Genomic DNA, 19,978 nt, shown 5'->3' with positions numbered 1-19,978 from the left:
TCAGTCACCCAGATATTGAATGGTGATGTGGTACTTAAAGACATGCTGCTCGATGCTTATCGGCTCGCGTTTGCCTTTACGTTGCAGGTAAGTTACTTCAGTGACCAGCTTGCCGCTGGCGTTACGCAGCTCGCGCTTGTCGCCTTTATCTTTAAGCGTCCAGCCCTTCGGCAGTTGCGGCTGCCAGCGGTCAATCGGCCAGTGGCTTAGCATCACGTCGGCCAGCACCTGGCTTGCTGGCGGCAGTTGCGGCACCACGATTGACTGCTCCGTGTGAATACCCTGCTCGTCATAGGTCACCAGGAACAGACGAATCCCTACCGACGAAAGCCCGGCGAGGGTGATTTTTTTATCGTCAGCGGTCATCAGCACCAGCAACGACTGGGTTTGCCCATTAAAATGGCCGGTCAGTAACTGCTGGGAATTCACCGCAGGTGTGATGCCAGGCGCAGGCAAGGTGACACGCGTACCGGGCGCCAGCCAGGCCTGCGGGCGAGCGCCGTCGGGTGAAGATGAGGTATGGCTGCATCCGGTGAGCAGCAGGGTCGCGGCCAGCGCCACGCCAGTCCAGAAGGGACGGATCATCGTTTTCTCTCTTTTTTACCCGGCATGGCGAGCGGTGAAAGCAGGAAGGCGGTAAAGATACCGCTCACCAGCACAATGCCGAAACTGCTAATTGCCTGGGTCGCGCTGAACACCAGCATTCCCAGGGTGAGTAAAGTGGTGACCATGGCAAGCGTAATGGCAAGCATCGAGGTCAGCGGTGTGCCGCGCGGGTTACTGAAAAACAGCGTGTAGTTGATGCCAATCCCCAGCACCAGCACCAGCGCCAGCAATGAGAAAAGGTTGAGCGCATGGCCGCTTAGCGACAGCGCCGCCAGCCCGCAGCCGAGCGACAGCACCGAAGGCACAAGGCTTACCAGACCTTTTTTCCAGCCCAGGCGCAGCACAGCACCGGCGGCAATCACCGCCAGCGCCACGCACAAAAGCCCGGTCAGCACCCAACGATAGAGGGCGAAGAGTTCATCAAACGCGCTTTTTCTGTCTACCCAGGCGATGCCCGGCTGCGCGAGCTTACTTAGCGCCGCGCTATCTTTGACGCCATCGACCGGTGCCAGCACGCCGCTTCGGCCATCAGGTAACGTCAGCCACAGCAAACGCCAGCCTTCGCTCGCCGGGCTTGCCAGCCACGCCTCCACCGTCACGGTCATGGGGCTAAGATCGGGCGACACAGCATTTAGCCCGGCGCTTTGCAGTACGCGCGATACGGTAGGCGCTGCGTTTTTCAGCAACGCCAAATCCTGCTGCTGGCGCGCCAGGGAGTTGATGGGCACGGTACGAAAACCGCTGATAAGGCCTTTATCGCGCGCCTCGCTAAGTGTTGGCACAAACGCTTCCAGGCGCGCCAGCGTGTGTTGCGGTGTGTCGCCGTAGATAACAAACCACTTCTGATCGACACTCTGCCCGGTAAGGGCGGTAATCGCTTTTTCCTGGGCAAGAATATCCTGTGGCAGCGCCTGCAACTGGCTGATATCGTCGTCAACGCGCAGCGCCGCCAGCCCGGCCAGCGATACCAGCGTGAGAATGAGCGGCAGGCCAACGGAGAGCTTTTTATTACGCCGCCAGGCGGCCAGCCAGCGTAGTAACAGCACCATACCCGGTACCGGGCGCACCGGCAGGCCACGGCACAGCCACGGATGCCAGAAAAGCACCGTCAGGCAGGAGGCACTCAAACCCACGGCGGCAAACAGCGCCATCTGGCGAATGCCGGGGAAGGGGGCAAGCATCATTATCAAGTAGGCCGCGACGGTGGTGGCGAGCGCGAGGAGCAATGCGTTTCGCACTTTTGCCAGGCTTTGCCACGGCGAGGCCTCTGCGCCGTGCACCATGCGTTCGGTCAGGTAGTAGAGCGTATAATCTGCCGAGATACCGATGATGCTCATGCTCATCACCAGCGTCATCAGATGCAGCTCGCCGAAAACCAGCAGCGTCGCCACCGTGCCTGCCAGCGCGCCGATGGCAATCGATAGCATGCACAGCAGCAGCGGGCGCAGCGATCGGAACACCGCCACAATCAGCAAGACCACGCCGAGAAGTGTGGCGATGCCAAGCGTTGAAACGTCGCGTTTTGCCTGCTGGCTGGCGAAATCGCTATAGAACACCGTGCCGCGCGACAGCAGTTTTGCCTGCGGATAACGCGCCTTAAGCTGTTGCTCCAGCGTTCCCAGTGTGGTGACAAACTGGTGCGTTTGCTGCATATCAAATGAGGAACCGGCCAGCTCGCCATGCAGCAGATACCAGTAGTTACCTGCTTCGTCCTGGCTGACCAGCCAGCCGTCCATCAGGCGCAAACGCTGGCTGTTTTGCGCCATCGCCAGCTGCGCGCCGCGCATTAACATCAGCGGATCGTTTTGCAACTCTTTACCGCTCACGCCGGAAAAGGCGGAGTAGAGCTGGGTGAGAACCCATTGCGCCTGGGCTTCGCCTGCGTTTTGCAGCCGCGCGCGGGTCGCGCTATCGAGCAGCGCATTGCGGTGCTGCCAGAAAAACGCGCCCCAGGCTTGCTGGCTTTGCGCATCCATCGCGCCTTTAAGGTTATCCACCGCCTGCGACTGGCGCAGCAGCGTCAGCCAGTATTGCGCGGCCTCCGGGCTGGCCTGCTTGCCAGGGCTTACCAGCCACACCAGTTGCTTATCAAGGCGCTGCATAAAACCTTCGTTGAGCGCAGGCGGCAACGTCCCCATCGCTTGCGAGGGCAGCATCGCCAGCACGCTGCTGTTCATGCGTGCTTTTGGCAGCAACATCAGCAGGATGCCGAGCAGCACCAGGCAGACGACGCCCCAGGCGATGGCGGCCTTAGTGCGCGGCAAAGCGTTGGCGTTCGTCATCGGTCAGCGTCGTGGGGGTCAGTCGGTGGTGAGAAAAAATGATCTCCGTCAGATCGCCCTGTTTATCGTTGAGCTGGATATGGTCGAGATACTGCTGCCCGGTCAGGTCAATCGAGGCGAAGATTTTATCCAGCGGCGTGGTCACAGGCGTGAGCGTCAGGTGCCAGCGGCCTTCGCCTTTGTCCTGAAAATCGATGCGGAAATTCTGCTCAAGCACCGCGCGATCCGCCTGGAACAGGGCGCGCAGCAGGTGGTTGAACTGGAACATCTGCGGGTTATTTTGCGCGGTGATTATCTGCGGCGGCTGGCCGTTGATAACCTGTACCATGCGTGAATCGTCGAGCATCAGCGCCATCGGGAAGGGCGCCGTTTGATCCCACAGCAGCCCCTGGTCACGGGCGATCAGCATCTTGCCCTGCGAGCGCAGCGGCTGGGGCAGGTCTTTAATGGTGCGGGTCTGAGCAAAATCCGCGCGCACCACCGGCTGCTCCGTAAAGCGCTGTTGCAGTTCGTCCAGCGTGATTGCATGCACCAGCGGGCTGAATAACAGGATCAGCAAAGAGAAGTATTTCACGGCGTTACCCCAATGCGTTCAAACAGAATGGCCGGGCTGACAAAGCACATTTCGCGGCTGGCTTCTTCCACCGCCACCTGGATGGTGTAGCCGGTGGTGGTGCGCTTGCCGCTGGCGGCGTCGAAAATGTCGTAGGCGATTTTCAGGCGGTTTTCGAACTCTTCAAGCCGCGCCCGCACGCGAAAACGCTGCTCAAATGTCAGCACGTCGCGGTACTTTACGCGGGTGTCCACCACCGGCCACACATAGCCGGACGCTTTCATCTGCCGGTAGCCATAATTGAACTGGTTGAGCAACGCTTCGCGGGCAATTTCAAAGTAGCGGAAGTAGTTGCCATGCCAGACGACGCCCATCATATCGACGTCGTGAAAGGGGACAGTCAGTTCCACCTCGGCGGTAAAACGCGGATCGTCTAACACCTGTTACTCCTTATCCGTGGCCTGCGGCGCGTGGTCGGGCAGCCGCCAGAAATCAAAAAAGTTAAACCAGTCGAGAGGGGATTGCAGCGCGTAGTGCTCCAGCCGCGCGGCGTAGTTATCCACCGCGTCTTGCAGAGCGGCCTGACGTGCGTTGCGCGGCATCGGCAGCGGGTCGGCAAAGGCTTCGCAATGCAGGCGCAGCTTACCCTGCTGGCGCAGCGCAAACATCAGCAGCACCGGGCAGCGCAGCGCCGCCGCAAGGATAAACGGCCCTTGCGGGAAAGGTGCCGGGTGCCCCATAAAATGGCTCCAGCACACCCGCCAGTCGCCGCCGCGCTGTGGATTGACAGCGATGCGATCGCCGACGATCGCCACCCACTCGCCGCGATCGAGCTTCTCTTTTAGCAGCATGGCGGTCTCAGGGCCTATCTGCGTGACCGGCAGAAGGTTCACCCCGGCATCCGGCGCCATCTCTTCCATGATCTGTTTAAAGCGCTGCGCGTTGTCATGAAACACCAGCGCATTGATGATTTTGCGCTCATTAAGCTGTGCCAGCGCGCGGCAGGCTTCCACATCGCCCAGATGCGAGGCCAGCAGCAGCTTGCCTTTGCCGTCGTGCAGCCCCATCGCCTCTTCGGCACCCGGCGCAAACTCGACATCGCGGCCAAAGTGCAGCTCGCCGCGCCAGCCCGCGACTTTATCCAGCATGGCTTCGCCAAAGCGCACAAAGTGGCGGTAGCTATTGAGTTTTTGCGGCGCAGAAAGCCCGCGCAGCGCAAGCGTTGTGCGCACGCGCGCCAGCCACTGATTCGACGCCCGGCGCGCACTGCCCGCGCTGAGCCAGTAGACCGCAACCACTGGCCAAAGCAGCAGCGAGAACGCGCTACGCCCAAGCAGCCGCCACACCAGCAGCATAAAACGCATGCCCCATAAGCCCTTCGCCTCTTGCTGTTGCGCCCAGTGCGACCCTTTGCGGCGAAACAGGAGCGAAGGGATCCGCGGCAGCATGCCGAAAAAGAGCCGGGTGTGCATACATGAAATGCGCAGGTTATCTTTCAGCGCATCAAAGTGCGACAGACCGTCCTGCGGGTAAGTCACCCGTGTCGGAACAAAGTAGCTGGTGTTGCCTTGCCAGTAGAGGCGCACCATGACTTCAGTATCAAAATCCATCCGCTTGCCAAGCGTGACGCGACTGGCGAGTTGCAGCGTCGGCGCAATCGGATAGACGCGAAAGCCGCACATGCTGTCTTTGAGCTGCAACGAGAGCGTTTCAATCCACACCCAGATATGTGTGACCCAGCGGCCATACAGGCGCGAGCGCGGGATGGTGTCGTCATACACCGGCTGGCCGGAGATAAGCGCCTGCGGGTGGCGCTCTGCCAGCGCGAGCAATTTTGGAATATCTTCGATGGCGTGCTGCCCGTCGGCATCCACTTGCACCGCATGGGTAAAACCCGCCTGCGCAGCGACCTGCAAGCCACGGATCACCGCCTCGCCTTTGCCCGCATTGCGCGCCAGCCGGGTAAGGGTGAGGTTGTCATGCTCTGCCGCCAGCGCTTCCAGCGCCGCGCGTGTCGGCGCATCGCTGCCGTCATCCACGATAAAACAGGGCATTTCGAACGGTTGCAGGCGCGCAATGACCTGCGCCATCATCGCGCCGTGGTTATAGCAAGGGATCACCACGCAGGGGTTAAAACTCAACGACATAGGCGAATCTTCCCGCTGCTACAGGTGTGGCGCTGTTCGCCGTCATGGCGCTGATAGCTGAACGTCAGCAGCTCTTTTTCCTCTTTCCAGTCGAGCACCAGCGTGACGACCGTGTCCGGCAGCAAGGGAGCCTGAAATTTGACCGCCGCAATGCTGTGAAAACGGTAGCCAGGCGCCAGCAGCAGGGTGGCGTAGTGCATCACCCAGTCGAGCTGAGCAACGCCCGGCAGCAGGGGCTGGCAGGCAAAGTGCCCGCTAAACCAGAACAGCTCAGGCTCCAGCTGGATAATGACTTCCGCGTGTTGTGCTTGCGCCTGATGGCATGCAATTTCATGGGGTTTCATGAAATAACTCCTGTAGTTGCGCATAAACACGCTTGTTCATACTGTTGACCGGGATTTCGTCGAGAATGCGCCAGTAGCGCGGGATGGCGACAGGCTCCAGCCAGGGGATAAGCGCCCGACGCCATGCCAGCTCCATCGCTTTGCTGCCGCTGTGCTGCCACTTTTTACGCGTTTCGTCGTCCAGCACCAGCAGCACGCCTATGCCCTGACGCCCGCCGCGGGAAACAGGGAGCGCCGCCGCTTCGCGGATGCCGCGCAGGGTCAGCAGGCGCTTTTCTATTTCGCTCAGCGAGATGCGTTTCTCTTCAATTTTGACCGTGCGGCCGCGTCGCCCGGTAATCTCAAAACGATTCGGGCTGTGGAATACCAGCACATCGTCCAGTAATAAGCCGTCTTGTTGCGGGATAATCGGCGAACAGGCGCGAAACGCGTCGCCTTCAGGCGCTATCGTCACGCCCGGGAAAGTTTGCCACGCAATAGCGTCCTGCTGGCGATAACGCCAGGCCAGGATACCGGTTTCCGTGCTGCCGTAGATTTCATCAGGCCAGACGCCGCACCAGTCCGCCGTTTCCTTGACATCCTGCCACGGCAAAGTGCCGCCAGCGGAAAGGATCAGTGCAATCGGCGGCGGCGTAAGCTGCGGGTCGAGGCGCTTTAAAAATGCCGGGCTGCTGACAAAAGCGTAACGGTGCGCACTGCCCAGCGCCGCCAGTTGTTCTGCGTAGTAAAGCATGGCGGCGTGCAGCGGCAGGCCGAGCGACATGGGCAGGACGATGCGAAACGTCAGGCCGTACAGATGTTGCGGCACTACGGAAGCCACCACGCGGCAACCGGCGAGCCGCCCGGCAAACTGCGCGCTCAGCAGCGCGGCTTCGCGCTCCAGGCAGGCGATGGGTTTGATTACCCGGCGCGGCTGGCCGGTGGAGCCGGAGGTAAATAGCTCAATAAACGCTTCTTCCTGCAGCGGCGGGAAAGCCTGCGCTTCGAAAGCCTCGCAGTTAGCGCTTGCCACCACAATATGCGGCCCTGGCCAGTTGAGCGGGCGATCGCTCAGCACGCCTGCGAACAGCGCGTGTTGCTCCGCCAGCAATGACTCGCGACAGTGCCCAGGGATAACCGGTGTTTTGCCTGCATGCAGCAACGCCAGCAACGCCACGATAAACAGATAGCTGTTTTCAAAACAGAGCGCCCACCGCTCGCCGTCGTGCTGCTCAAGCTCAGCCATTAGCTGTGCAACATCGTAGCGTAAATGCCCAAGCGTCCAGGTCTGCTCGCCAAGCCAGGCGACAGGGGTTTGTGGCGGACGCGGGCTGTTGAGCCAGGCGGCGAAAGGAAGCGTCTTCATGTTGTTTCTCGTTTGATCACTCGTTGGCGAACCAGCCATTCACCCGCCATCAGCAGCCCCATCAGCAGATAGGCAATCATGCCGTTCCACGCGCTCCACAAGCGCATATCGCCCTGCACGGCCGTGAACAGCGCGGCGGCACCGTTCAGAACAAAAAAGCCACACCAGACTTGTGTGACACGGCGGGTATAACGCACCGCAGCTTGCGGCAACGCCGGGTCGCGCAGCCGCGCCAGGCGCTCAACCAGCGGCATCGCGGTGTACAGTGAACCGCCAAATACCGCCAGCATGATCCCATTCACCGCCACCGGGTAGAAGAGCAGCAGCCGATGCGTGTTTAAAAGCCAGCTGGCGGCGCAGAGCGCGATCCCCACGACAGCTACGCCGCGCATGACAAAACGCATCGGCGCCAGCGCCTGCCGTGATTGTTGCAAACGGGCAAGCAGCATCAGCGCCATCAGCGGAAGCAGCCAGTGCAGGCTGTTATGCGCCAGGCCAAACCAGACCACAAAGGGCCAGCTCAGCATCAGCAGAGCTGCGGCGATTTTGAGTCCGGTGTGTAAGCGGGAACCGCGCACGGTGGTTTATTCTTCGCGCAGCAGACGCTCAACGGCGTCAACAACGTCCTGCACGGTGCGCACGGCTTTGAACTCTTCCGGCTTGATTTTCTTACCGGTTTTCTTTTGCAGATGCACAATCATGTCCACAGCATCAATGCTGTCCAGCTCCAGATCTTCATACAGACGGGAGGCGGGAGAGATATCCTGCGGTTCGATTTCGAACAGTTTGACAAGCAGGGCGGACACTTCCTGATAGATTTCGTTTTTCTCGGTCATAGCGAACTCGTTGTTATGCGCGTTGTGCCTGAATAAAAGATGCCAGGGTGGCAACGGAGTAGAAATGCTGGCGCATCTCTTCGCTTTCAGCGGAAAGGACAACGGCGTACTGATTTTTTATCGCCAGACCTAACTCAAGCGCGTCAATTGAATCCAGCCCCAGACCGTCGCCAAACAGCGCAACATCGGTATCGATGTCGTCGGCGCTCAGTTCATCCAGATTCAATGTGTTGATGATGAGATTTTTAAGTTCAAGATAAAGCTGTTGCATCATTCATTCCTAAAAGGGGGTCAAACCCGGTGTTAACAGATGCAGAAGATGCCGGTTAAGCTGACGTGCCGCCAGTGCCGGTTCTTGCGATTCCGCATCATAAAACTGGTCTATTTTTACCCGCTCGCGCACCGTAACGGTAAACAGCGGCTTGCGGGGAGGGACGTCATACCATCGGCTGCGTTTGTCCAGCAGATGTTCACTACAGTGGATAACCACGACGCGCAGATCGCAGCCGCAGCGCACGGCGATGTTGGCCGCGCCGCGTTGCAGTGTCATTTCTTCTCCGGGTCGGGTACGCGTACCTTCCGGGAAAATTAAAATCGTATCGCCCTGTAAAAGCCGTTGTTCACAGGCCGGGAGCAGGGCGTCCGCCTGGCTATTCACCAGATAATCGGCGGCTTTGATGACGCCGCTGACGAAGGGGTTACGCAGCAGCGCGCTTTTTACCAGGCAGTCGGTTTCCGGCATGACGGACGCCAGCAGCACATAATCGATAAGCGTCGGATGGTTGGCAACCACCAAACAACTGTGCTCATTGCTCAGAATATCGCTGCCCTCGATGCGGTAATCCAGCGCGCCGGTCAGCTTCGCGATACGTAAAAACAGGCGAAAACTGGCGGCAATGCTGCGGCGTGCCAGGCTGCGGCGCTTTGCGTTATCACGCACGGCAATCAGCAGCAGGTTGAACCACACCAGCGACAGCAGCAGGCCGCCAATGCCGAACAGTGCAAAGCACAGCCCGGTCATAAGCAGGCGCCATAGCCAGTTGAGCTGCCTCATGCACGGCTCCAGCGCCATTGCAGGCGCTCGCCCGCGATGGTGAATGTGCTATCGCGGCGCAGGTAATGTTGTAAAAATTGCATACTTTGCGAAAGCGCGGGTTCACCGGCGAAAGGCGCGGCGACGCTTTCACAGCGCAGGTTAACGCCTGCTTCAAACACCAGCGCGACGGCATAGGCCCAGGTGGGCATGTCCGGGTGCAGCCCTGGATGGTAAAAGTCCGGCAGATTGCCGTCGAAATCCACCATCAATACGCGTTGATAACCCGCGTGCAGGAAGCAGAGCACTTCACAAAGCCCTTGTTGAAAGGTGTCCAGCCCGGCGGAAAGCGATGACGAGACCACGGGTTGTTTCAGGGCGATAGTCAGATTCCCCACCGCAGCGTTATGCACCGACATGGCAAAATCCGTCGGCGAGAGGTCCTGGCCCGTTGCCAGCGCTTGCAGGATGCGGAAGTTACGCTCCAGCTCCCCGTGCCGACTGGTAAACACCACGGCGTCGATGTCGTGCTGGCGCATCAGGCTGATGCCACACTCTACGGCGAGGCGGCTTCCTGAACTGAGGCGACGCGCGGTCATCATGGGCAGAGCGCTCGGTTTTGCCTGGGGGAGCGATGGGTCGATAGCGCCGGGGCATTGAGCCCACGCTTGCCACTGTGCTTTGTCGCTTAAGCCCGGCGCTCTGGCCTGCCAATCGGTAATGTTAAGAGCAAATTTCATCAAACGCGCGTCCGCGAAAAAACGTTGTTCCATTGATACCGATTCACGGCATCATGGCGGCGCAGGCGCCGCCTTGTCTTATTTTTTGTGGCATATCAATAAAGTATGCCCAACCCCGAGGTTATCGAGGCGTTTTTCAATCTCAAACCCGGCCATGTCGAGATAGCGCAGGAAATTCTCCGCGCTGTAAAAGCGGCTGTTGCCATTCGCCATGCAGGTAAAGTACAGCGACGTTGCGTTTAAGCTGAACGCTGCTGCATCAAATTTTTGTGCGTCCCAGAACAGCTCCATTACGCACAGCCTGGCGCCTGGTTTCATCACGCGGGCGATTTTACTTAACATGCCCACAATTTGTTCCGGCGAGAAGCAATCCAGGAATTGACTCATCCACCAGACATCCGCCTGGTCGGGCAAAGGCGCATCGCCAAGCATATCAATCGCGTGGAAGTTGATGCGAGCAGACAAACCCGCTGCCGCAACGTTTTGCTGCGCCAGCGCAATTTGTTGCGGCAAATCCAGTAATGTCACCGCGACATTTGCATCATATTTGCAGCAAGTCATTGCCCACTTGCCGGTATTGCCGCCTATATCGTACAGGCTTGCCGGCTGGCTGGCGAATATATGCGGTAAGGCTGCGGTAAAAGCCGCATCGGAATAGTAGTGATCAAAAGCAAACCAGCTCTCACGCGCCGGTTCCGGCAATTGTGATAACGCCGGGTAAATCGTTGGCCAGTCGCCAAAAACGCGTAACCCGGCGGGTTTGCCTTCTTTTAGCGCATCTTCCAGGTAATAAAGCCCCTGGTAACAAACATCCTGGGAGAAATCCATATTCACGCGAGTCATCGGATCGTGCAGCAGAAAATGCCCGACTTTCGCCAGATAGTATTTATCATCACTGTGGGTAATAATTCGCCCGCTAAGTGCCATGTCAAGTAATACGCTGGCCGCATATTCGTCTGCTTCGCTGCCTGCAACAATCTCTTCCAGGGTCGCGCCCTGTTTTCCTTGTTTATCGAGGAATTCCAGCAAGCCAAATTTACGCAAACAGACCGCAGTCTGAAATAACATGGGAGCGAAGGCAATACGCTGCGCTTCAGCTATCGCTTCCAGCGCGCTGAAGGGATCCTGTTCATACATGTTGTGCAAAACCTTATTAACAGCACAGAGGTTATCGGGCCGTTGCCGACCCTGTTTTAGGCAGGAAACAATTAAAGCGCAGCGCCTGCAGACAGATTGAGCTGAATCTGTTTGTCCAGGTTGTTTACCCAGCGATTGTAATTTTTATGAATTTTGCCGCCATTTGCTTTCAGGTTCTGGCTATTTTCATAGGTGATGGAATAACTGTTTGCGGAGTAAGTGATACGAATTTCAGCCGAGTGGTCGCGGCTTTTCAGGCGACCTTTGATGACACCAGGACCGGCATCGTTCATCACCCACTTGCGCTGCTGGCCCGCTTTCAGAATGGCTGCGCGCACCTGCGCCTGCGTGTGCCCTGCGCTGACCGGTGCGTTATTGATATTCTGCACAGGAGCCGTGCGTGCGCAACCTGCCAGCGCTCCGGCAACGGCAATCGCCGCTAGTATCTGAACGATCTTTTTCATAGGAACTCCGTATCAAATAATTATAAGAGTGATGACTCACTTATTTTCTGTATTAATTCCACAAAGCTGTCAGTACATAAAAATACATAATGCTGCCATTAACAGCAGCGCAATAGAGTTATCGCGATTTTCAGATAATTTTTAAAAATTTAAAAAGTGAATAGAGTTGTCATCCGGTTTTTTATCATCTGCCTGAGTGCGCGAATAGTAAATTATCGCTGCGTCTTGCGCAACCATTACGGATAAATATTAGTGTAGTGCGCTAATTATTTATTTTATGAATAACAGGCGATGAGTTGTTTTTTTAAATGTTGCGCACTAAAGTTATGGAGTTGTTATATTAACCGGTTAATGCTTAAGTTAAATTACACCTGTTAATCAATGTTGCCTTTTTATATAAATTACGCCTGCAAAAATGCAGGCGTAATTATTTTCTCTACTCTAGCGCTAATAGTAAAAATTTAAAACTACCCCGGTTGGTAGGTATTCTAACCGGGTAAGCGTTTTTTGGGACGTCCTGGGCCGAGCAATATCGCCAGCTTGCTGCCGCCGAGGGTTGTTTCCATCCAGATTTTACACACGCTGGTTAGGGGCACTGATAACAACATACCCACGGGGCCAAGCAGCCAGCCCCAAATCAGTAAGGATAAAAACACCACCAGTGTTGACATGCCCAGGCGGTGGCCCATCATGCGCGGCTCAAGAATATTACCGATGACCATATGCACCACCAGAAACAGCCCGCCGACCATTAAGCACTCATAGGCACCATTAAACAGTAATGCCTGAATCATTGGCGGAATAGCGGAAAGTACGGAACCGATATTGGGCACATAGTTGAGTAAAAAAGCCAGCACGCCCCACATCAGCGCAAACTGAACATTCAGCAGCACCAGACCGACCCACACAATCAGCCCGGTCCAGACGCTAAGCAGCGTTTTTAGCGCCAGATAGTGAGAAACGCCTTTCAACGCGCGGTGCAGCCCGGCGATATGGATTTGCGGATTGTGTAAAGCAAAGCGCATTTTAAACGGCAGATGGCGCACTTCAAAAAGCATAAACACAACAGTCATCACCAGCAGCACGATGCTTGCCATCGCATTGGAAAGTTGCGTCATGAGCGAGGTGGCGAGGGTCATCATGCGATCTGAATCTATCTGGCGCAGCATGCGTTCGGGTGACATATGCAGGTTAAGGAACGGCAAGGTATCCTGCAGCGCGATAAATTTGCGCGTAAGCTCGCGATTATATTTCGGCAGCAGCGTTAAAAAGTCATTCATTGACGCTGCCAGCAGAGCAATTAAGGCGGTGAGAAAGACCAGCATCACCATGACAACGATCGTGATGGCAACAGGACGTTTTACGCCCCGACGTATAAACCAGGTGACCAGCGGGTTTAGAACAATGGCGAAAAAGAGCGCCAGCAGGAGCTGCACGATGATATCTGCCGCCGCGTGTATCCCGGCAAGAATAATCACCAGCGCAGCCAGTTTTACAAGAATGTGTAAACCCGCCTGGTCGGGCTGAGGATGTGTCATGTTGAATTCCTTTTATCTTTTTCCTGTACAAGTGTAGCGCTCCGGCGCGTTATCGGCTGACAGAGAGATTCTTAAAGTGGATGCTGATTTCTGCCGCGCGACGTGGTAATAGTGAAACACTGTTGTAAAAAATCTGGGTAAGACTCCATGCCTGAACATGCCGCCGAACCGGCGCTAAGCGGATTGCGCCTGAATCTGCGGATTCTGTCCGTCGTAATTTTTAACTTTGCCAGCTATTTGACTATTGGTCTGCCGTTGGCAGTCCTTCCGGGCTATGTCCATGATGTTATGGGTTTTAGCGCTTTCTGGGCGGGGCTGGTCATCAGCTTACAATACTTCGCCACCCTGATTAGCCGACCCCATGCGGGGCGCTATGCCGACCTGCTTGGGCCGAAAAAAGTGGTGGTTTTTGGACTTTGTGGCGCGTTTTTAAGCGGCCTGAGTTACCTGCTGGCAGGTTTTTCGGCCAGCGCCGGTATTGTTAGCTTGCTGCTGCTGTGCTTCGGGCGCGTGATTTTAGGCATTGGCCAAAGCTTTGCCGGTACCGGCGCTACGCTCTGGGGCGTCGGGGTGGTGGGGTCGGTACATATTGGCCGGGTGATTTCGTGGAACGGCATCGCTACCTATGGCGCGATGGCGCTGGGCGCGCCGCTTGGCGTTATGTGTTACCACTATGGCGGGCTGCAAGGGTTATCGCTGACCATCATGGGCGTGGCGCTGTTCGCTATTCTGCTTGCGCTGCCGCGCGCGAAGGTGAAGGCCAGCAAAGGCAAACCGCTGCCGTTTCGGGCGGTGCTTGGGCGCGTCTGGCTGTTTGGCATGGCGCTGGCGCTAGGCTCTGCGGGTTTTGGTGTGATCGCTACCTTTATTACGCTCTATTACGATGCCAAAGGCTGGGACGGCGCGGCATTTGCGCTGACGTTGTTTAGCGTGGCGTTTGTTGGCGCGCGTTTACTCTTTCCTAATGGTATCAACCGTTTTGGCGGCCTGAGCGTCGCGATGCTTTGCTTTGTGGTGGAAACCCTGGGTCTGGTGCTGGTGGGTCTGGCGGTTGAGCCGTGGATGGCAAAACTTGGCGTCTTTCTCGCCGGAGCCGGTTTTTCGCTGGTGTTTCCGGCGCTTGGCGTGGGCGCGGTCAAAGCGGTTCCGCAACATAACCAGGGGTCTGCGCTGGCGACCTATACCGTCTTTATGGATTTATCGCTGGGCGTCACCGGACCGCTGGCGGGGTTGTTGATGGCATGGTCGGGAGTATCGATGATTTATCTTGCTGCGGCGGGGCTAGTGGCGATTGCCTTGTTGCTGACGTGGCGGCTAAAAAAACGGCCTCTCGTGGAGGCCGCGGGCTGATTATTTCACCACCAGGGTGTTGACGATATTCTCTGCAGCGCTTTGCGCTTGCTGCTGGTTATCCGCAGGCAGCGTGACCTGTAAGGTCAACAGTTTACCGTCTACTTTACCCAGCACGACCGTCGACCAGGCGGTCTGGCCTTTGGCGGAGATAATGCTGTCGAGCTGTTGCAGCGTCTGGCCTTTGATCTCAATAGATTTGTTGGTGACAACCTGCAACTGCGGGTCGCGGCTGCGCTGCTGATCTTCCAGGCGTTTGGCCAGCGTCGCGAGATCTTCCGAAGTGCTGTCGCCAACAATAACGATCACGGCTTTTGCACCGGTTGCGTCAGAGTAAACGTGCATATTGTTGCTCTGCGTGCCAAGTTTGCCGCTCTGATCGGTCATATCGGCGGGCAGGGAGAAACTCAGCTTGCCATCAAGCAGCGTAACAGGCTGGCCGGACGCGTTGCTTTCTGCTGCCGCGCTGTTCACGGGCGTTTTGTTGTCGCTGTTATCACAAGCCGCCAGCCCCATCACCAGCAGGCCAATACCGACATATTTCACCAGATTGCGCATTGACTCCATCCTTTCAATAAACAGCCATAACGGCTCATCATTCCATCTTATCACATCTGGTAAGGCGTACCTTTAACTCGCCTGCAACGCGTTGATTTCAGATTTGTCTGCCAGTTTTTTCAATAACATGTTCAGCAATACGCCATACATCGGCAGGAAGAAAACAATGCTGATTAGCACCTTAAAGCAGTAATCCACCAGCGCGATTTCCGCCCAGTGCTGTGCCATAAAGGCATCCGGGCTGCGCCAGAACGCGATAAAAAAGAAGGCGAGCGTATCGCTGGCGTTACCAAAGACCGTCGAGGCGGCCGGTGCCAGCCACCAGCGGCGGTTTTGCCGCAGGCGGTTAAACACATGCACATCAAGGATTTGCCCCAGCGCATACGCCATAAAGCTGGCGGCGGCGATTCGCGCCACGAACAGATTAAAGTGCGCCAGTGCGCCAAACCCCTGCCAGCTACCCATATAGAACAGCGAAGAGATGACATAAGAGGCCAGCAGGGCAGGGATCATCACGGCAAAAATAATGCGTCGGGCCAGCGGCGCGCCGAAAATGCGCACGGTTAAATCCGTTGCCAGAAAGATAAACGGGAAGCTGAACGCACCCCAGGTGGTGTGAAAACCAAAGATAGAGACCGGCAGCTGCACCAGATAGTTGCTGGAGATAATCACCAGCAGGTGAAATAGCGACAGCCAGAACAGCGCTTTTGCACGCTGAGTATGTGAAAATTGCGTCATATTGTGACCTTTTTGGTAAATGGGGTGAGGGAACCCAGTTCGAGCCGCCGCATGATACTGCAAACAGCATCAGATGCAACAGGCTATTTTTAACGCAATCGTTAACCTTGCTTGCGTCGCAAAAAAGGCGGCGTAAACTAATGCGGTTTTTTATTTTGCGAGACTGACATGACCGATCCGTTTTCTACCGCCGATCACACGCTGGATGCGCAGGGCTTGCGTTGCCCGGAGCCTGTGATGATGGTGCGCAAAACCGTGCGCAATATGCAAGTCGGCGAAACATTACTGATTATCGCCGACGATCCGGCCACGACCCGCGACATTCCGGGCTTTTGCCGTTTTATGGAGCATGAGCTGGTCGCCGGGCAAACGGCATCGCTACCGTATCGCTACCTGCTGCGCAAAAATCACTGATCGCGGCGGCCTAACAGGCGCAGCGCGTTGGCTGTCACCAGCACGGTTGCGCCGGTATCGGCCAGCACCGCCAGCCACAGACCGGTGATACCCAGTAGCGTCGTCACCAGGAACACCCCTTTCAGACCCAGCGCGATAGCGATGTTCTGCCGGATGTTGCGATGCGTTGCCCGCGCCAGGCGAATCATCTGCCCTAAACCTGTCAGGTGGTTATGCGTCAGTGCGGCATCGGCGGTTTCCAGCGCCACATCCGTTCCGCTGCCCATGGCAATGCCAAGCGTTGCGGCTTTCATGGCTGGCGCGTCGTTGATACCGTCACCTACCATGGCCAGCGGGGCGCGCTGAGCCATTTTCCGCACCGCCTGCACTTTATCTTCCGGCAACAGCCCGGCGCGGAAATCCAGCCCCAGCTCGCCAGCGATAGCCGCCGCCGCGCGCGGGTTATCACCGGTGAGGATCACCCCTTGCACACCGAGCGTGCGCAGTGTGGCAATGGCCTCTTTGGCATCGTCGCGCAGGGTATCCTGTAAAGCCAGCGTGCCAAGAAGCTGGTTTTCACGCTGGAGCACAATCACCGTCTGCCCGTGGGCTTCCTGCTGCTCCACCTGCGCACGCAGCGCTGCGTCGGTCAGGTTATCCGGGGCGCTCAGGCGAACCAGACGCCCATCAACGTGTGCTTCAATACCTTTACCCATCAGCACGCGCTGCCCCTGCGCTTGCGGTATGTTGAGCTGGCGGCGCTCTGCTTCCTGCACGATGGCCTGCGCCAGCGGGTGCGTTGAACCCTGCTCAACCGCCGCGCCCAGGGCGAGAAGCTCCTCTTCGCTCACGCCGTTTTGTGGATTGAGTGCCACCACTTGCGGCTTGCCGACGGTCAGCGTGCCGGTTTTATCAAAGGCGACCTGGCGGATGCTGCCGAGCTGCTCAAGCGCGGCACCGCCTTTTATTAGTGCGCCGTGTCGTGCTGCCGCAGCCAGCCCGGACGTTATCGCCGCAGGCGTAGAGATAACCAGCGCGCAAGGGCAACCAATCAGCAACAGCGCCAGGCCTTTATAGATCCACGCAAGCCAGGGTTCGGCAAACAACAGCGGTGGCAAGACGGCGACCAGCAGCGCCACGCCCATAATCACCGGCGTATAAATTCGGCTAAATTTATCGATAAAGCGCTCGATCGGCGCGCGGCGCTCGTCCGCTTCTTCAATCAGTTTCAAAATACGGTCGATAGCGCTTTCGCCGGGTTTCGAGACCACATCCAGCGTGACCAGCCTGTCGACACTGGTGGCCCCGGCGGGTACACGCTCGCCCTGGCGGTGTTCTACCGGCAGCGATTCACCGGTGAGCGCGCTTTCATCAAAGCTGGCGAAAGGGGAAGTCAGGCGACCATCAGCCGGTAACCGCCCTCCGGCAGGCACTTCGATGGTGTCTCCGGGCCTCAGTTCGCTGGCGGGCACCGTCTGGCGCTCGCCGTTGTGCAGGCGAATGGCGGTGTCGGGTTTTAGCGCCATCAACGCGCTGACGCCCCGGCGCGCGCGGCTGGCGGCCCAGCCTTCGAGCCGCTCGCCAATCATAAAGAGCAGCAGCACCATTGCCGCCTCGGCAGTGGCGCCAATAAACAGTGCGCCGATAGCCGCGACGCTCATTAATGTTTCGATAGCAAACCAGCTACCGCTTTTGATTAACCGCAGCGCCTGGCGCGCGATGGGCCACAGCCCCACCAGAGTGGTGACGATAAAAGCGCTCTGGCCAAAGGGATGGTTAAACTGCTCCAGCCCCCAGCTCAGGGCCATCAACGCAATCAGCAGCAAAAGCGGTAAGTTTTCACGCAGGGGAGATGCCGCGGGCGGCGGGGCGCTGTTTTCGCTACGCAACTGGTAGCCCGCCTGTTGTACCGCGCGTTCTACTTGCTGGCGCACGTCGCTGCCCGCCACCACGGTTAATTTCTCAGTAGCAAACGCTACCTGCACCTGTTTTACGGCGCTTATCTGGCGTACCGCGTTCTCCACTTTACGCGCGCAGGCCGCGCAATCCATACCGGAAACCAGCCAACTGTAACGATCGCCCGCGAGGTTTACCTCAGGCGCGGCTGCGCTTTTGCACTCGGTATCTGTGCAGCAGGTGGACATCGGGCGCATTTTGACGGCCGCAAACTGCACCGCGTGTTTCGGTTCTGGCCTGACTCTCGGCATGGCATCCTCCGGCGAATGATAATTTTCTCATTAACCGGAGTATGCACTCTGGAGTCGACTCCAGAGTCAAGGCTTTTAAATATACAATGAACGGACAATCAGAAAGTGCCCGGCGAAATAGCAGGCGGAAGCGATCGCGTTGTCGGCGCTAAAACGTTTACGGTAGTGGCTGCCCAGCCAGACGATATTACCGATAAGCAGCAACACTGCGCCCACAAAGGCCGACAGCGCCGGGCTGGTTGGGCGGAAGAACCATAGCTCACCGGCCAGCCACACCATCACCAGCGTCATGGCGACAAACGTACAGACAGGCCAGCGCAGATCGTCAAGGCGCGTCCAGATGACCGCAATGAGCGCAGCGCCAATGACCAGCAGCACCAGCGGCAGCGGCCAGAAGAAGGAGAGCGACATCTGGCTGGCGAAATAGATGGTATAAAGCAGGTGGGCGAGGAAAAATGCGCCGATGGCGTAAAGTAGTTTTTGCCGTGGCAATAAAGTTAGCGCGTCACCGACCAGCGAGGCGCACAGGCCCGCCAGCACCAGGTAGCTGATGGCGTCGAACATCGGCGCTTGCCAGGCCAGTAACAGCAGGAGCAATAAGGTAACGGGTTTGAAAACCCAGCGCTGCCAGGTTGGCCCCCGATAGGAGGCATCCACATACAGCCAACCGGACAAACAGACAGCAATAAAGGACCACAGCATGATTAACTCCCTGTATCTGTTAGTGTTGCGTAAAACTCACACTACTCAGTGTAGTGGCGGGGAAAGGATGGTGACAATGCTATTTCCCCGCGATACCTGGAATTCCGCTTTTTCTGACCGTGTTATTTCTTCGCTTTCAGCTTCTTTTGCCAGACCAGCAGCTCAAAGACGCCAAATAAAAAAATCCGCACCTGGTCCGTTTTACTCATTTGCGGGCCGTCTTTTGGCAGCGCATTTTTCAGCATCGTTGCCTGCAACGCATGCATAAAGACCGTAAAGACCAACGCGACGTTGACGAAAATATTTAACGGCCGGGGGAAGGGCTGGATAAGGTTCAAAATCAAAAACGCCCAGACGCACAGCATCATCAGGCGCCCCAGGTTAATCAGCAACGGCATGCTTCTCTCCTTGTGCTTCGCGGTGATACAGACGATACGCGACCTGGCCTGCGACTTTTTCCCGGTGCAGTTGCCAGTATGCGGGTACGGGCGGCGGCCCGTTTTCCACTTCGCTTTCGATATAGATTAGCGCGTCATCCGCAAGCCAGCCGTTACTTTCCAGCAAGCGCAGCGTCTCTTCCAGCATCCCTTTACGAAAAGGGGGATCGATAAACACAATATTGTGCGGCGTGCCGGGGCTTGCTAAAAAGGTCAGCGTGTTAGTATTCACCACTTTTGCATTGCTGGCTTTTAGGGTTGCCAGGTTTTGCTGTAACAGCTGGGCGACGCTGCGCTCCATTTCCAGCAACGTGGCGCTGGCCGCGTAGCGGGAGAGTGCTTCCAGCCCCAGCGCGCCGCTCCCGGCGAAGCAGTCGAGACAGTGGGCGTCAACCATTGACGGCGCCAGCCAGTTGAATAAGGTTTCGCGGACGCGATCGGTGGTCGGGCGCAGGCCAGGGCTATCCGGCACCGGCAGTTTGCGGCCTCGCCACTGCCCGCCAATGATGCGTATCTGGCCGCTGGCGGCACGGTTAGGTTTCTTCATGGTTATCGCTTTGGTCATCAT

The 19,978-nt window shown here is 57.3% G+C and carries 23 protein-coding genes; 2 read left to right on the top strand and 21 right to left on the bottom strand.

What is annotated here, in order from left to right; genetic code table 11:
- From ACTU3N_RS03510 to ACTU3N_RS03440, 15 genes are all read right to left on the bottom strand, one after another.
- Positions 1 to 585, bottom strand: coding sequence for a DUF3261 domain-containing protein (locus ACTU3N_RS03510; RefSeq protein ID WP_443084750.1), 585 nt, complete (start codon positions 583 to 585; stop codon positions 1 to 3).
- Entirely contained in the window at positions 582 to 2,888 is a 2,307-nt protein-coding gene (locus tag ACTU3N_RS03505) for an MMPL family transporter (RefSeq protein WP_443084749.1), read from the bottom strand. The genes ACTU3N_RS03510 and ACTU3N_RS03505 overlap by 4 nt, the downstream gene beginning before the upstream one ends.
- Entirely contained in the window at positions 2,857 to 3,462 is a 606-nt protein-coding gene (locus ACTU3N_RS03500; RefSeq protein WP_443084748.1) for an outer membrane lipoprotein carrier protein LolA, read from the bottom strand. Before ACTU3N_RS03500 ends, ACTU3N_RS03505 begins: the two co-directional genes overlap by 32 nt.
- A complete protein-coding gene (locus ACTU3N_RS03495; RefSeq protein WP_443084747.1) occupies positions 3,459 to 3,881 on the bottom strand; it encodes an acyl-CoA thioesterase in 423 nt (140 codons plus the stop codon). Before ACTU3N_RS03495 ends, ACTU3N_RS03500 begins: the two co-directional genes overlap by 4 nt.
- 3 nt (positions 3,882 to 3,884) lie before the next feature.
- Positions 3,885 to 5,588 carry a glycosyltransferase family 2 protein gene (locus ACTU3N_RS03490; protein ID WP_443084746.1) on the bottom strand — a complete coding sequence of 568 codons (1,704 nt, stop codon included), beginning with the start codon at positions 5,586 to 5,588 and terminating at the stop codon, positions 3,885 to 3,887.
- Positions 5,579 to 5,932, bottom strand: coding sequence for an ApeI family dehydratase (locus ACTU3N_RS03485; protein WP_443084745.1), 354 nt, complete (start codon positions 5,930 to 5,932; stop codon positions 5,579 to 5,581). The genes ACTU3N_RS03490 and ACTU3N_RS03485 overlap by 10 nt, the downstream gene beginning before the upstream one ends.
- Positions 5,919 to 7,277 carry a hypothetical protein gene (locus ACTU3N_RS03480; protein ID WP_443084744.1) on the bottom strand — a complete coding sequence of 453 codons (1,359 nt, stop codon included), beginning with the start codon at positions 7,275 to 7,277 and terminating at the stop codon, positions 5,919 to 5,921. The genes ACTU3N_RS03485 and ACTU3N_RS03480 overlap by 14 nt, the downstream gene beginning before the upstream one ends.
- On the bottom strand, positions 7,274 to 7,855 hold the full coding sequence (locus ACTU3N_RS03475) for a hypothetical protein (protein ID WP_443084743.1): 582 nt from the start codon (positions 7,853 to 7,855) through the stop codon (positions 7,274 to 7,276). The genes ACTU3N_RS03480 and ACTU3N_RS03475 overlap by 4 nt, the downstream gene beginning before the upstream one ends.
- Before the next feature lie 6 nt (positions 7,856 to 7,861).
- Positions 7,862 to 8,113 (bottom strand): acyl carrier protein, encoded by a 252-nt coding sequence (locus ACTU3N_RS03470; RefSeq protein WP_443084742.1) that lies wholly within the window; start codon positions 8,111 to 8,113, stop codon positions 7,862 to 7,864.
- A gap of 13 nt (positions 8,114 to 8,126) precedes the next feature.
- A complete protein-coding gene (locus ACTU3N_RS03465) occupies positions 8,127 to 8,387 on the bottom strand; it encodes a phosphopantetheine-binding protein (RefSeq protein ID WP_443084741.1) in 261 nt (86 codons plus the stop codon).
- A gap of 6 nt (positions 8,388 to 8,393) precedes the next feature.
- Positions 8,394 to 9,167, bottom strand: a complete 774-nt coding sequence (locus ACTU3N_RS03460; RefSeq protein WP_443084740.1) for a lysophospholipid acyltransferase family protein — start codon at positions 9,165 to 9,167, stop codon at positions 8,394 to 8,396.
- Positions 9,164 to 9,886, bottom strand: coding sequence for a beta-ketoacyl synthase chain length factor (locus ACTU3N_RS03455; RefSeq protein ID WP_443084739.1), 723 nt, complete (start codon positions 9,884 to 9,886; stop codon positions 9,164 to 9,166). Before ACTU3N_RS03455 ends, ACTU3N_RS03460 begins: the two co-directional genes overlap by 4 nt.
- Positions 9,887 to 9,964: 78 nt before the next feature.
- Positions 9,965 to 11,023, bottom strand: coding sequence for a class I SAM-dependent methyltransferase (locus ACTU3N_RS03450; RefSeq protein WP_443084738.1), 1,059 nt, complete (start codon positions 11,021 to 11,023; stop codon positions 9,965 to 9,967).
- A gap of 71 nt (positions 11,024 to 11,094) precedes the next feature.
- Positions 11,095 to 11,487 (bottom strand): hypothetical protein, encoded by a 393-nt coding sequence (locus ACTU3N_RS03445; protein ID WP_443084737.1) that lies wholly within the window; start codon positions 11,485 to 11,487, stop codon positions 11,095 to 11,097.
- Positions 11,488 to 11,975: 488 nt separating this feature from the next.
- Complete coding sequence (locus ACTU3N_RS03440) at positions 11,976 to 13,025, bottom strand: AI-2E family transporter (protein ID WP_443084736.1); 1,050 nt, start codon at positions 13,023 to 13,025, stop codon at positions 11,976 to 11,978.
- Positions 13,026 to 13,172: 147 nt separating this feature from the next.
- Here ACTU3N_RS03440 and ACTU3N_RS03435 point away from each other — a divergent pair, with 147 nt between their 5' ends.
- Positions 13,173 to 14,375, top strand: coding sequence for an MFS transporter (locus tag ACTU3N_RS03435; RefSeq protein ID WP_443084735.1), 1,203 nt, complete (start codon positions 13,173 to 13,175; stop codon positions 14,373 to 14,375).
- Here ACTU3N_RS03435 and ACTU3N_RS03430 read toward each other — a convergent pair whose 3' ends face one another.
- Both ACTU3N_RS03430 and ACTU3N_RS03425 read right to left on the bottom strand, forming a co-directional pair.
- Positions 14,376 to 14,933, bottom strand: coding sequence for a DcrB family lipoprotein (locus ACTU3N_RS03430; RefSeq protein WP_443084734.1), 558 nt, complete (start codon positions 14,931 to 14,933; stop codon positions 14,376 to 14,378).
- A 72-nt stretch (positions 14,934 to 15,005) separates the two neighbouring features.
- Positions 15,006 to 15,671, bottom strand: a complete 666-nt coding sequence (locus ACTU3N_RS03425; protein ID WP_443084733.1) for a 7-cyano-7-deazaguanine/7-aminomethyl-7-deazaguanine transporter — start codon at positions 15,669 to 15,671, stop codon at positions 15,006 to 15,008.
- Between the two features lie 168 nt (positions 15,672 to 15,839).
- Here ACTU3N_RS03425 and tusA point away from each other — a divergent pair, with 168 nt between their 5' ends.
- The gene (gene tusA / locus ACTU3N_RS03420) at positions 15,840 to 16,085 is read left to right on the top strand and encodes a sulfurtransferase TusA (RefSeq protein WP_443084732.1); all 246 of its coding nucleotides are present in this window, start codon (positions 15,840 to 15,842) and stop codon (positions 16,083 to 16,085) included.
- On the opposite strand, the gene zntA is transcribed toward tusA, so the two are convergent.
- The 4 genes from zntA to rsmD form a co-directional block, all read right to left on the bottom strand.
- A complete protein-coding gene (zntA, locus tag ACTU3N_RS03415) occupies positions 16,079 to 18,271 on the bottom strand; it encodes a Zn(II)/Cd(II)/Pb(II) translocating P-type ATPase ZntA (RefSeq protein WP_443084731.1) in 2,193 nt (730 codons plus the stop codon). The genes tusA and zntA overlap by 7 nt on opposite strands.
- Before the next feature lie 75 nt (positions 18,272 to 18,346).
- The gene (locus tag ACTU3N_RS03410) at positions 18,347 to 18,973 is read right to left on the bottom strand and encodes a lysoplasmalogenase (protein ID WP_443084730.1); all 627 of its coding nucleotides are present in this window, start codon (positions 18,971 to 18,973) and stop codon (positions 18,347 to 18,349) included.
- Positions 18,974 to 19,095: 122 nt separating this feature from the next.
- Positions 19,096 to 19,371, bottom strand: coding sequence for a DUF1145 family protein (locus ACTU3N_RS03405; protein WP_443084729.1), 276 nt, complete (start codon positions 19,369 to 19,371; stop codon positions 19,096 to 19,098).
- Positions 19,355 to 19,978 carry a 16S rRNA (guanine(966)-N(2))-methyltransferase gene (rsmD, locus tag ACTU3N_RS03400; RefSeq protein WP_443084728.1) on the bottom strand — a complete coding sequence of 208 codons (624 nt, stop codon included), beginning with the start codon at positions 19,976 to 19,978 and terminating at the stop codon, positions 19,355 to 19,357. Before rsmD ends, ACTU3N_RS03405 begins: the two co-directional genes overlap by 17 nt.

The organism is Vagococcus sp. WN89Y (genome assembly GCF_052220145.1).
GTDB lineage: Bacteria > Pseudomonadota > Gammaproteobacteria > Enterobacterales > Enterobacteriaceae > Kosakonia.
The sequence above is the reverse complement of the archived record's forward strand: the minus strand, read 5'-3'. Positions and strand labels throughout refer to the sequence as shown.

Coding starts and splice junctions, on each gene's coding strand:
- ACTU3N_RS03510 (WP_443084750.1), bottom strand. CDS start 585: ATGATCCGTCCCTTCTGGACTGGCGTGGCGCTGGCCGCGACCCTGCTG.
- ACTU3N_RS03505 (WP_443084749.1), bottom strand. CDS start 2,888: ATGACGAACGCCAACGCTTTGCCGCGCACTAAGGCCGCCATCGCCTGG.
- ACTU3N_RS03490 (WP_443084746.1), bottom strand. CDS start 5,588: ATGTCGTTGAGTTTTAACCCCTGCGTGGTGATCCCTTGCTATAACCAC.
- ACTU3N_RS03485 (WP_443084745.1), bottom strand. CDS start 5,932: ATGAAACCCCATGAAATTGCATGCCATCAGGCGCAAGCACAACACGCG.
- ACTU3N_RS03480 (WP_443084744.1), bottom strand. CDS start 7,277: ATGAAGACGCTTCCTTTCGCCGCCTGGCTCAACAGCCCGCGTCCGCCA.
- ACTU3N_RS03470 (WP_443084742.1), bottom strand. CDS start 8,113: ATGACCGAGAAAAACGAAATCTATCAGGAAGTGTCCGCCCTGCTTGTC.
- ACTU3N_RS03465 (WP_443084741.1), bottom strand. CDS start 8,387: ATGATGCAACAGCTTTATCTTGAACTTAAAAATCTCATCATCAACACA.
- ACTU3N_RS03460 (WP_443084740.1), bottom strand. CDS start 9,167: ATGAGGCAGCTCAACTGGCTATGGCGCCTGCTTATGACCGGGCTGTGC.
- ACTU3N_RS03455 (WP_443084739.1), bottom strand. CDS start 9,886: ATGAAATTTGCTCTTAACATTACCGATTGGCAGGCCAGAGCGCCGGGC.
- ACTU3N_RS03450 (WP_443084738.1), bottom strand. CDS start 11,023: ATGTATGAACAGGATCCCTTCAGCGCGCTGGAAGCGATAGCTGAAGCG.
- ACTU3N_RS03445 (WP_443084737.1), bottom strand. CDS start 11,487: ATGAAAAAGATCGTTCAGATACTAGCGGCGATTGCCGTTGCCGGAGCG.
- ACTU3N_RS03440 (WP_443084736.1), bottom strand. CDS start 13,025: ATGACACATCCTCAGCCCGACCAGGCGGGTTTACACATTCTTGTAAAA.
- ACTU3N_RS03435 (WP_443084735.1), top strand. CDS start 13,173: ATGCCTGAACATGCCGCCGAACCGGCGCTAAGCGGATTGCGCCTGAAT.
- ACTU3N_RS03430 (WP_443084734.1), bottom strand. CDS start 14,933: ATGCGCAATCTGGTGAAATATGTCGGTATTGGCCTGCTGGTGATGGGG.
- ACTU3N_RS03425 (WP_443084733.1), bottom strand. CDS start 15,671: ATGACGCAATTTTCACATACTCAGCGTGCAAAAGCGCTGTTCTGGCTG.
- tusA (WP_443084732.1), top strand. CDS start 15,840: ATGACCGATCCGTTTTCTACCGCCGATCACACGCTGGATGCGCAGGGC.
- zntA (WP_443084731.1), bottom strand. CDS start 18,271: ATGCCGAGAGTCAGGCCAGAACCGAAACACGCGGTGCAGTTTGCGGCC.
- ACTU3N_RS03410 (WP_443084730.1), bottom strand. CDS start 18,973: ATGCTGTGGTCCTTTATTGCTGTCTGTTTGTCCGGTTGGCTGTATGTG.
- ACTU3N_RS03405 (WP_443084729.1), bottom strand. CDS start 19,371: ATGCCGTTGCTGATTAACCTGGGGCGCCTGATGATGCTGTGCGTCTGG.
- rsmD (WP_443084728.1), bottom strand. CDS start 19,978: ATGATGACCAAAGCGATAACCATGAAGAAACCTAACCGTGCCGCCAGC.